A 10,454-nucleotide genomic window follows, 5' to 3' on the forward strand; every position below is an offset into this window, starting at 1 on the left:
ATGCAGTGAATTAAAGGGTTCCTTTAGTGCTTTTTATCCCTTTCCCTTCGAAAAATACTGCCCTTCTGAGAGCATACGCGAATGCCTTGAAGAGTGCTTCTATCTTATGATGGTCGTTATCACCGTAGACGCTGGCATGCATATTGATTTTTGCATTATGGACCACGGATTCGAAAAAGTGGCCCACCATCTGGGTGCTGAACTCGCCTACCCTGGCTGACATGAATCTGGCATCCAGCACAAGGTAGCTGCGCCCTCCGAGGTCAAGTGCCACGGTTGCAAGTGCCTCGTCCATGGGTATGCGGGCTTCACCGAACCTCGCGATCCCTGACTTATCGGCAAGTGCCTTTGCTATCGTCTGACCCAGGACAATACCTGTATCTTCTATAAGATGGTGGTCGTCCACAACCAGATCCCCTGTGGCTTTGACAGTAAGATCGAAGCTAGCGTGTTTTGAGAATGCTGTGAGCATGTGATCAAAGAATCCTATGCCAGTGCTGATATCCGATACTCCTGTACCATCCATGTTCAGTTCTATCCGGATATCTGTTTCGCTGGTCTTGCGTGAAACTTCTGCTGTTCTCATAGTACACCTTTTTATACGCTTTTCTATAGTTCCTGAATGATTGTATTTATTGCTTCTGTAAGTGTGAACTTCCCTGTATACAGTGCACTTCCTACAACAACTGCAACAGCCCCTGTATTTCTGATGGAGATGAGATCATCAAGGCTTGTGACGCCACCGGATGCTATCACCGGTATGTTGACGGAGTTCACCAGTTCCTCTGTAGGTCGTGTATTGACTCCCTGCATGAGGCCTTCTGTATCAATATTTGTGAATAGGAGGCTTCCTGCTCCTAAATTTTCGAACTTGATGCCCATTTCCACGGCAGTGTGTTCGGATTGTTTTTTCCAGCCTTCTATGGAAACTTTCCCATCTCTGGAATCAAGGGCAACATTTACATGTTTGCTGCCAAAGGAATCTGCAAGTTCCTTCACAATGTCGGGGTTTTTGATGGCTGCGGTGCTGAGGATCACGCGGTCCGCACCCCGTTCAAGCAGATCCGCAGCATCTTTGAAGGACCGGATGCCTCCTCCTACCTGTATTTCGGCACCTATTGGTTTGCATTCCTTTACTATTCTCTCGATAAGCGGGGCGTTCTGGCGTTTGCCCTCGATAGCACCATCAAGGTCTATAAGGTGAAGTGTCCTTGCACCCTGGGATATCCAGTCCTTTGCAACAGCCACAGGGTCATCAAGGGAGATCATCTCACTACCCGGGATTCCCTGTACCAGTTGTACGCATTTGCCATTTCTCATGTCCACAGCGGGGATTACTTCAAATGTCATGATAGTCCTCAGGGCATCATTCTTTCTATTGGCACGACCAGTATGTCCCTTGCACCGGCTTTTTTCAGGTCTCCGACAGTTGCGAATATCCTGTCTGACTCGACCACCGCATGGACGGCAAGCATGGAATCGCTGGATTCTACCTTCATTACTGTGGGTCCCGCCATTCCGGGGAGAACTCTTTTTACTTCATCCAGGTGCGCAGCAGGAACATTCATCATCAGGTACCGCTTTCCCTTTGCACGCAGGACACTTTCCAGGGCTGTTCTGATCTGTTCTATCTTCCCGTTCTTTTGCATGCTTTGTTTGTTTGCGATAAGCTGGACCGAGGAAGAGAACACCTTGTCTATCATCTTCAGATGATTGGTTACGAGAGTTGTGCCTGAGCTTGAGATGTCCACGATAGCATCGGCAATGCCGACATGTGGTGTCATCTCGCAGGCGCCGCTTACTTTTATTATCTCAATATCTATTCCCTTGTCCCTGAAGTATCCTCCTGTGATATTTGGGAACTCGGTTGCAACACGCATGCCGTTAAGTCCACTTGCGGAAGAAATGCTTGATTCTTCGGGAACTGCGAGCACAAGGTTCGCTCTTCCGAAATTAAGGTCAAGAAGCACTTCTACATCCGATTTTGTTTCATGTATGAGATCAAGTCCAGTGACACCAACATCAGCAGCTCCGTCCTGCACATATTCGGGAATATCTGCAGCCCGCGCAAAAAGATATGTGATCTCAGGATCGGTGGTCTTTGCGAACAGTTTCCTAGTACCACCTTCAAGTAAAGGTAATCCTGCTTCCTTGAGCAGGCTGACGGTAGGGTCATGCAAACGTCCTTTATTAGGTATGGCAATACGTATCATGGGTGATCCTTCTGAATAGAGTTGACTATATCAATTGAATGTTCTTTCAAAGACATTTATAACATATAGATTTCACGCTGGCGGATATTTCTGCCCTACATCCTGAACATATATACTTTATAACCTGCAGTAATGCAAGTGAAAAGATAATATTAAATAATACATGGGCAGTTGATACAGAAAAGAATACTTAATTTAGTGTCTGATTATCTATTCTTGTTCGTAGTGTGCTAATAATGTTGCATGAGGATAGCAAAATGGTAAGGAATATCAAAGTCGAACACCTTGTAGAAACGCCAATTGAAAAACAGCAGATCGAACTTGTCGAGAGGAAGGGCATTGGTCATCCGGACAGTATCGCGGATGGTCTTGCAGAGGCAGTGAGCCGTGCACTATGTAATGAATACATCAGTAAGTGCGGTGTGGTACTTCACCATAATACCGATGAGACCCAGATCGTGGCCGGCAGGTCAAACCCGCAGTTTGGGGGAGGGGAGGTCATTCAGCCTATATACACCCTTCTTGTGGGCAGGGCCACCAAGGAATTCGAAGGTGTTGAGATTCCAGCAGAGGCAGTGGCCCTTTCGGCAGCAAGGGATTATGTCAGGAACACCATAGTTGACATGGATCTTGAAAGGGATATGATCGTCGACTGCAAGCTGGGTACGGGTTCATCCGATCTTCGGGATGTTTTCAACAGGGATCGAGTTCCTGTAGCAAATGATACTTCCTTTGGTGTGGGTCATGCGCCTTTCTCAGAACTCGAGCAGATTGTCTATGGATCCGAAAGAAAGCTCATAACTGACCTGAAAAAGAAGATTCCCGGAATAGGTACCGATATCAAGGTTATGGGTCTGAGGGACGGGGATGACATCTCACTTACTATCTGCTGTGGAATGGTGGGCAGGCACATCGATGATATGTCCCACTACATCAGCATCAAGGAGGAGATGGCGGACTATGTTACAGATCTTGCTCTGAAGCATACTGAAAGGAACGTAACCACACTTATCAACACTGCAGACAATATCAGATGTGGTTCTGTTTTCCTGACTGTTACAGGCACCTCTGCCGAGATGGGAGATGACGGTTCTGTTGGCCGTGGTAATCGCTGCAACGGTCTTATCACACCAGGCAGGCCGATGAGTATGGAGGCTACCAGTGGTAAGAACCCTATAAATCACATCGGCAAGATCTACAATCTGCTTTCCACCCAGATGGCAAGGGACATTGTGAAAGCTGTGCCCGATGTACAGGATGTCCATATCAGGTTGCTCTCACAGATCGGCATGCCAATTGACCAGCCACTTGTGGCCAGTGCTCACGTTATACCGGAGGATGGTGTCAATTTCGCATCCGTGAGGGCGGAAACGGAATCTGTTATCGATGACTGGCTCTCCAATGTTACAAAGATCACTGATATGGTTATCAAGGGAGAACTGGATACTTTCTGATTCCGCCGTTTGCAAAATACGGGAGGTTAATTCACCCGTTTACTTATTTTGCTTTTTTCCCTCTTACAATGCCAGGCTTGGTCTGTAGCTGTCTTTCACAGGTAATCCGCATGTTTTTGGTATTATCTTCTTTTGCGGCGAAAGAGATAAGTATTATTGTGCGTATTGGTGTGTTGCATCGCATAGCATTGCCGTGCTGGTGCATGATTTGTAGGACCCGCCTTAACTCAGTTGGTAGAGTGCGCGGCTGTAGTATGGTTCATGTGACACGTTCACAAATTCCGCGCAGGCACCGCGATGTCCCCGGTTCGAGTCTGGGAGGCGGGACTTGCAAAATCACAAAAAGCTTTATATCCAAGAACATCCATTAAGGGGTGCTCATAAGCGAAAACTCGCAAAATGTCCGAATAGTGTAGAGGCCTATCATGGAGCCCTGTCGAGGCTCCGACCCGGGTTCGAATCCCGGTTCGGGCGTTTAAACCACAGTGTAATGCTTAAACACTTTCACTTCGCTAAGGTAAAACTTTTTTATAAATAAGCGAAGTGAAAAAGCATGCCACTTTACAATATTGATCGAAAACTTGCTTCTCAAGAGGGTAGTATACGTACTGCAGAGTATAGTGAATCGAACAAGGATCTTATTTTCAAGTTTGAGAGATATCTTTTCCTTGAAGGGATTAAAAAGGTTCGGGTATTGAAATACCTTAATCAGCTAAATCTTATAGCTTCGACCTTTGATTTTGAGTTCAAGGATGCTACCAGAGATGATATTGAATTTTTAGTTGAGGCAATTGTCAAGTCGGATCGTAGTGAATGGACCAAGTATGATTATTTCGTCACCATCAAACGCTTTTTCAGGTGGATGAACAAAGGCAAGGATCCTGAGCTCACAGCGTGGATCAAACCCAAGGTCCGAAACCCTAACAAATTGCCTGAAGAAATGCTGACCGAGGCCGAGGTCAAGCAGATGATAGAAGCTGCAGTACATCCCAGGGACAAGGCTCTTGTTGCGACCATGTGGGATGCAGGAGGACGTGTAGGGGAGATTGGTGAGATCAAGATAAAACACGTTGCCTTTGACAAGTACGGCGTTGTCCTGGTAGTTGATGGCAAGACCGGCATGAGGAGAGTAAGGCTTGTCTTTAGTGCTCCATATCTTGCCTCATGGCTGGATATACACCCAGGCAAGCATAATCCAGAGGATTATGTCTGGGTGGGAATAGGACAGAGAGGCAGAGGCAAGCAACTGAACTACTCTGCAATCCGTATGTTGATCAAGAGACTTGCCAAGAAGGCAGGTATCAAGAAGAGAGTCTATAACCATCTTTTCAGGCACTCCCGCAGTACGGATCTCGCGCAGTACCTGACCGAGTCCCAGATGAAAGAGCACTTGGGATGGGAGCAGAGCTCCAAGATGGCGGGAATCTACGTACATCTTTCTGGCAAGCAGATCGATAAGGCAATTCTGAAGATGCATGGAATTGTAGATGAAGAAGAACTCAAACCCAAACTTACATCGGTGGAGTGTCCACGCTGTAAACATGTGAATGGTTCGACTTCAGGATTCTGTTCTATGTGTGGCATGGCCCTTACAATTGAAAGTGCAGTTGATGTTGAGAAGAAGCGCTCTGATATTTCTATGGCTTTGATGGAGCTTGTTGAAAAGGATCCGGAGGTTGCTGAGATATTGAGGAAGGTGATGGACTGAACCTGTCTTGATCTTTCCGGCCTGTGAGGGCGCCGGCCTGGTAGGCCGGGCGCTAGGATTCACCAGGCGGTATTAATTGTAAGGCTCACAGAAATTGTAATGGCATTGAAATATCGTCTATAGACAAAACTTAGTAGCAACCCGTAGATTAAAATCCATTCTGGTTATATGCAAATACAACATATTAGAGGTTGTGAGCGGGGGACGCTCGCAAGCTATTGGGAGTGGAGTTTAAGAGAGATATTGGGGAATATCTCGGATTCGTAAGGAAAGAGGCGCCTTAAAGAGTGGGTTTATCAGGCGTCTCATCCTGCCTTCTCAACTATGCGGGTTGAGTGAGTGGGGGTTGAAGGGATGTGGGGACATCCCGGATTCGTAAGGAAAGAGGTACCATAAATTGTGGTGGTTTATTGAGTGCCTCATCCTACCTTCTTAATCTGGTCCAAAATGGTTTTTCTCGTATAAAGCTGTCTCGTAATTGAAAATATTTTCTTGGCTAGAATATTATTGTTAGAGTTCTGTGATTGGTGTGGAGTCTTTCAGATAGTATTCAAAAAAGTCATTTGTCCATCTGAGTGTGGGCGGATTCTTACACAGGATGTATTTGTTATCAGTGGTCCCGTCTACTTTCAACATACGCATGAGAAAATTAAAATCGTTATAGACAAAAGCTAAAAAATCCATTTTCTCAGAGTAGACATATAAGTTGAAAGACTCGTTTTTAATAAGTTCCTCTAAATAAGTGCTGTAGTTACTCTTCATGCTGTCAAATACACTTTTACTAAAGATGGCACGTATATTTATGCCCTTATGGGCCAGTTCATTAAACAAGTGGGGATAACCTGGATGAAGGGATGCAGCAATCATGGAAAGCGACCTTGATTTATAGGATGTATCTGTTATATCTTTATCAAGTTCAAATATATCTGTCACAGGGGGACTGATCACTCTGCATTTCCCAAGTTCGTTAATTCTGTTCAGCAGAGGGGAGGGAAGGAAATCAAGCTTACGGGTTCCCCAGAAGTCAATGTCAGTATCAAGCACTTCGGTGATGCTTACTAAATGAGTCATTTTATTAACTATCAATTTCCCTATATCTGTCAATTCGTAAGTATCCATTGAATCGGTTATAAGGTGATAATCTTCTAAGATTCGCACGTGCGGTAGTAAGGCCTGCCTGGTAGTTTCCAGCTGGTCGAGTATGTACTTCATTCCCCGAGGTCCGTCCTGTAGCAATAGGAGAACATTCTTTCTTTTCTCAGAAGCAAATATGACATCAAGTAATGGTTTCTTCATTATCAGCACGATTCCTAAAACCAAACATTCCCTCTCATAATATTCTCATATGATATTATTTAAAGCAATCTGAAATTTTGTTGTTGTATGTGCTGAAATGTTAACTGCGTTATGTGAAATTTATGTGAAGCCAGTGACCGACCGCGAACTTGTTATGTGAATTTGAAAACAGAACTGATTTTATAACTATAATTCTTTGTCTGGACTATGTGACTATTATTGCAAGCGCAGCTTGAAATTCCAACGCTATTGAAAACTTTTTGTAAAAAAAAGATAGTAGCAACTCTTAGATTAAAATCCATTCTGGTTATATGCAAATATAACATGTTAGGACGTGTGAGCATTTGGGAGCTCACAACCTATGGGAGTGAGTTAAAGAGGGGTATGGGGAATATCCCGGATTCGTAAGGAAAGAGACACCATAATCGTGGTGGTTTATCGGGTGCCTCTTCTTAACTTTTAGTAAAGCAAAAACAATTTTAAAACATAAAATAGTTTATAATTGGGAACTTTACCAATTCTAATATTTCAATTAAAGTTCTGTGATTGGTACAGAGTCCTTCAGGTAATGCTCAAAAAGCTCCTTTGCCCACTCAATAGCAGATGGGTCTGAACATATAACAAATTTGTTGTCAAATTCTTCTCTGTTGGTTAGTAAGGTCAATAGAGTTTGATGGTCGTTGTATGCAAAAGCCAGAAAATCCATTTTGTCAGGGCAAACAAATAAGTGGAACAGTTTATTATCAATAAGCTCTTCAAAATCCGGATATTGATGGTTTTGTATTTTGCAATATAAGTCGTTGGATATAATAATATGCATCTGTATATCATTTTCTATCAGGTCGGATAAAAGAGTGGAATAGTTTGGATATAAGAATGTTGTAATCACAAAAACAGATTCAGATATTTTAGTAGTTTCATGGAACTGTGTGTGAATGGAATATATCTCCGGAATAGGTGGATTTACTATTCTGCATTTTCCAAGTTCATTTATCCTTTCTAAAAGGTAATGGGGGATGAAATTGAGTTTGCGGGTTCCCCAATAATGAATATCACTATCGAAAACTGAAATCGTATCTAAAAGAGGAATCATCTCATTAACTATTATTTCGCCGATCGTTGTTAATTTGTACACATCATTTGAACCCGTAACAAGGTGATAATCTTCCAGAATCCTCATTTGTGGAAGTAAAGCTTGTCTTGTAGTGTCCAGAGAATCAAGAACAATTTTCATTTTCTTGGGGCCATCCTGTAACAATAGGAGAACGCTCTTTCTTTTATCAGACGCAAATGCAACATCAAGTAATGGTCTCTTCATTGCTGACTCTATCCTCTGAAGTTAATATCCTTTGTATAATACTTACATGTAGTATTATTTATAAGAAGCTGAATTTTTATTGGTATCTATATGGGGAATAGTTGCATTGTTTAAAAAATGAGAATTTGGGATGTTCTGATATTGCCAGAATCTTCTAATTTATCTGACGATTTATTAAGACCGGCACTAACAGGATTAGTGCGGTACTGGCAAATATTATTTCAAATTCCATTATCTCAATGAACGCTCCGGTAAATATGGGCATCAGGCCTAGGCCGGCATAGACATATGTGTTAAATATGCCCATTCCAAGCCCCCTCTCGATATTCATCTGTGATACTGCCATGGGCAGTCCGATCATACCCATTCCGGAACCGGTGCCTATCAGGATAAGTCCCATAATGGGCTGTTGAATAAATACCAAGGTACCGATGACCGTTATCAGTACTCCAATGATAATCATGTAGTTGTAACTAAGGTTCAGGCGGCCTGCCAGGATATTGGTTGCCATGGCACTGACATAGAGCGCAGCCAGGGAAATTCCAATCTCTGTTTTACTCAAAAGGCCACTGCTATGCTCAGGGTAGAATGAAGTGATCACTCCGGTCAGTCCGAATAGCAAAAAGGTAATTATCCATATGTTGAGATAGCTCCTGTTGGTGAAACTGCCAGCTATCATGCCTCTCTCTGACGGGCTGGCGGAGTTACCGGCTCTTACCTCTTTAACCGGCTCGTGCCTTTTAAGGATCCATATCCCTGCTACAAAAGCCAGACCTGCGATGACTGTGAACAGGAGTATACCGCTCTTGATGTGCCATTGTGCCAGATAACCTGCAAAGGCTACCCCTATTGCCAGGCCTGCATTCAGGAGGAAATTGAATTCGCTTATGTACCGCTTTTTCTCTTTATATTCAGAAAGGAGCGCATAGGCCACCGGAAAGAATGCCCCGCAAGCAGTACCTTCGACCAGCCTGACAATTATAAGAATATACAGGTTTTCGGTAATCAAAAGTATTGATCCTGAAATAAGTGTCAGTAGAATTGCCAGTACCACGAAATGCAGTCGTTCATACCTGTCCGAAAGAAAGCCAAAGGGCAACATCGTGAGCAGTGCACCTATGAAGTATCCTGAGAACAGCATGATCCATGCAAGAGTCCCTGAACTCTCCTTTTCCGAAGCCGCTATTTCCGGCAACACAGGTACGACTGCATTGGATAGGGCCATTATCACGAACACAGTAAGATAAAGCAACAATCTTGTTCTGTATATCTCTGTTTTATTATAGTTTGACATGGACAGATTATTTGTTATCAGGGTTCTTTGTCATCTCTTCCCGGTTCATGAAACGTTCTTTTTTCGGAATCTCTTCCCTCTCAAGAGATGTCTTTAATAGTTTATCCTGTATCAATAATATTCCCCTTCACTCACCTTTTACACGCAGGATATTTCATATGTGTATTCCATCGGGACTCTGGGATCACACCGATGCAAGGTTAGGAGATGTAATTTGTATTTCCTGCTTTATAAGTTCTGAAGAAGGGTTATTTCCTGCCGGAACCTCTATAATATTATAAACTACAGCTTCAGTGCAGGAAAATATTTACTATTATCAGCAAAAAAACGAATTTTCTTGGCATCCGGGAAAAGGAAGAACATACTTTTGATGCTTAACGATGTTACTGTTAAAAATGGGGTCTCTCCTTAACGGGCTTAACGCCAGCATACAGGCATTGCTTCCACAGGAAGACACTGGAGGAAAATCACCATTTTGTCAGGGATCATAATTCCTATGAGCTTACACCATTGGAAATATGCTTTTCTGAATCCGGTCCTCTGCAATTGGTGATAACGGGGATAGGTTCAAACAGTTTCGCAGTTTACATAACATTTATAGTGAACTGTGTTCATCTCAATCAAAAGACTAACAGTAAGGAAGTATTGCTTGAGCAATATACTGAAGATCATTGTCATGTCGTTCCTTGTCCTGATTGCACTTGTTCTGATCGGCAATTTCTACATCACTGTGGGAAACGTTGAGCAGGGCAGTGAACAGGTTGCTGGTGTAAACGCAGAAATCCCGGAAATCGATGTTTTCATTGCAAAGACCTATAGTTACGAAGACCGGCTGGTTTTCACATATGTTCCCCGTGATTCCGGCAAGATTAATGCTTATTATGCAGACTGTCAACTACCACCCTGTGAATAGGGTGGCTTGTCCTTCTATGTTCCATTTAACAGGACAGAGGACAATGGGGTAGTTGACAGATACCCCGGGATGCTATATTATTGGAAGCGTTAATATCGGCATTTTCAGCATGTCCGCAATTGACACAGAGAAACTCTGATTGAGTTTTTCTGTTCTTTTTGTCAATGTGTCTACACATCGAGCATTCTATTGATGTGTTTTTTGGGTCTACTTCAAATACTGGAATACCTGCGAGAGTAGCTTTGTATTTGAGGAAAT

At 43.3% G+C, this 10,454-nt stretch carries 10 protein-coding genes and 2 tRNA genes; 5 read left to right on the forward strand and 7 right to left on the reverse strand.

The window, feature by feature from the left end:
• Positions 1-10 precede the first annotated feature (10 nt).
• The 3 genes from hisB to hisG are packed head-to-tail and all read right to left on the reverse strand — an operon-like array spanning position 11 to position 2,213.
• Entirely contained in the window at positions 11-586 is a 576-nt protein-coding gene (gene hisB / locus CUN85_RS10080; protein WP_135390194.1) for an imidazoleglycerol-phosphate dehydratase HisB, read from the reverse strand.
• Between the two features lie 23 nt (positions 587-609).
• Positions 610-1,350, reverse strand: coding sequence for a 1-(5-phosphoribosyl)-5-[(5-phosphoribosylamino)methylideneamino]imidazole-4-carboxamide isomerase (hisA, locus tag CUN85_RS10085; protein WP_135390195.1), 741 nt, complete (start codon positions 1,348-1,350; stop codon positions 610-612).
• A gap of 8 nt (positions 1,351-1,358) precedes the next feature.
• Positions 1,359-2,213, reverse strand: coding sequence for an ATP phosphoribosyltransferase (hisG, locus tag CUN85_RS10090; RefSeq protein ID WP_135390196.1), 855 nt, complete (start codon positions 2,211-2,213; stop codon positions 1,359-1,361).
• Between the two features lie 257 nt (positions 2,214-2,470).
• Between hisG and CUN85_RS10095 the strand changes: the two genes are divergently transcribed.
• The 4 genes from CUN85_RS10095 (at position 2,471) to CUN85_RS10110 (ending at position 5,375) form a co-directional block, all read left to right on the forward strand.
• Entirely contained in the window at positions 2,471-3,667 is a 1,197-nt protein-coding gene (locus tag CUN85_RS10095; protein WP_135390197.1) for a methionine adenosyltransferase, read from the forward strand.
• Between the two features lie 216 nt (positions 3,668-3,883).
• Positions 3,884-3,994: transfer RNA gene (locus CUN85_RS10100), tRNA-Tyr, on the forward strand.
• Between the two features lie 74 nt (positions 3,995-4,068).
• Positions 4,069-4,141 (forward strand) — tRNA-Asp (locus CUN85_RS10105).
• Between the two features lie 79 nt (positions 4,142-4,220).
• Positions 4,221-5,375: a tyrosine-type recombinase/integrase gene (locus CUN85_RS10110; protein ID WP_135390198.1), complete on the forward strand. Its 1,155-nt coding sequence runs from the start codon at positions 4,221-4,223 to the stop codon at positions 5,373-5,375.
• Between the two features lie 510 nt (positions 5,376-5,885).
• Here the strand turns inward: CUN85_RS10110 and CUN85_RS10115 are convergent.
• From CUN85_RS10115 to CUN85_RS10125, 3 genes are all read right to left on the reverse strand, one after another.
• Positions 5,886-6,671: a helix-turn-helix transcriptional regulator gene (locus tag CUN85_RS10115; RefSeq protein ID WP_135390210.1), complete on the reverse strand. Its 786-nt coding sequence runs from the start codon at positions 6,669-6,671 to the stop codon at positions 5,886-5,888.
• 532 nt (positions 6,672-7,203) lie between these two features.
• Positions 7,204-7,989: a helix-turn-helix transcriptional regulator gene (locus CUN85_RS10120; RefSeq protein WP_135390199.1), complete on the reverse strand. Its 786-nt coding sequence runs from the start codon at positions 7,987-7,989 to the stop codon at positions 7,204-7,206.
• A 154-nt stretch (positions 7,990-8,143) separates the two neighbouring features.
• Positions 8,144-9,283 (reverse strand): MFS transporter, encoded by a 1,140-nt coding sequence (locus CUN85_RS10125; protein ID WP_235856288.1) that lies wholly within the window; start codon positions 9,281-9,283, stop codon positions 8,144-8,146.
• A 649-nt stretch (positions 9,284-9,932) separates the two neighbouring features.
• On the opposite strand from CUN85_RS10125, the gene CUN85_RS10130 reads away from it, so the two are divergent.
• A complete protein-coding gene (locus CUN85_RS10130; RefSeq protein WP_135390200.1) occupies positions 9,933-10,196 on the forward strand; it encodes a hypothetical protein in 264 nt (87 codons plus the stop codon).
• 25 nt (positions 10,197-10,221) lie between these two features.
• On the opposite strand, the gene CUN85_RS10135 is transcribed toward CUN85_RS10130, so the two are convergent.
• Positions 10,222-10,454: zinc ribbon domain-containing protein (locus CUN85_RS10135; protein WP_135390201.1), on the reverse strand; the 233-nt coding region annotated here is incomplete at its 5' end.

This window comes from Methanolobus halotolerans, from assembly GCF_004745425.1.
Lineage (GTDB): Archaea > Halobacteriota > Methanosarcinia > Methanosarcinales > Methanosarcinaceae > Methanolobus > Methanolobus halotolerans.

Coding starts and splice junctions, on each gene's coding strand:
- hisB (WP_135390194.1), bottom strand. CDS start 586: ATGAGAACAGCAGAAGTTTCACGCAAGACCAGCGAAACAGATATCCGG.
- hisA (WP_135390195.1), bottom strand. CDS start 1,350: ATGACATTTGAAGTAATCCCCGCTGTGGACATGAGAAATGGCAAATGC.
- hisG (WP_135390196.1), bottom strand. CDS start 2,213: ATGATACGTATTGCCATACCTAATAAAGGACGTTTGCATGACCCTACC.
- CUN85_RS10095 (WP_135390197.1), top strand. CDS start 2,471: ATGGTAAGGAATATCAAAGTCGAACACCTTGTAGAAACGCCAATTGAA.
- CUN85_RS10110 (WP_135390198.1), top strand. CDS start 4,221: ATGCCACTTTACAATATTGATCGAAAACTTGCTTCTCAAGAGGGTAGT.
- CUN85_RS10115 (WP_135390210.1), bottom strand. CDS start 6,671: ATGAAGAAACCATTACTTGATGTCATATTTGCTTCTGAGAAAAGAAAG.
- CUN85_RS10120 (WP_135390199.1), bottom strand. CDS start 7,989: ATGAAGAGACCATTACTTGATGTTGCATTTGCGTCTGATAAAAGAAAG.
- CUN85_RS10125 (WP_235856288.1), bottom strand. CDS start 9,283: ATGTCAAACTATAATAAAACAGAGATATACAGAACAAGATTGTTGCTT.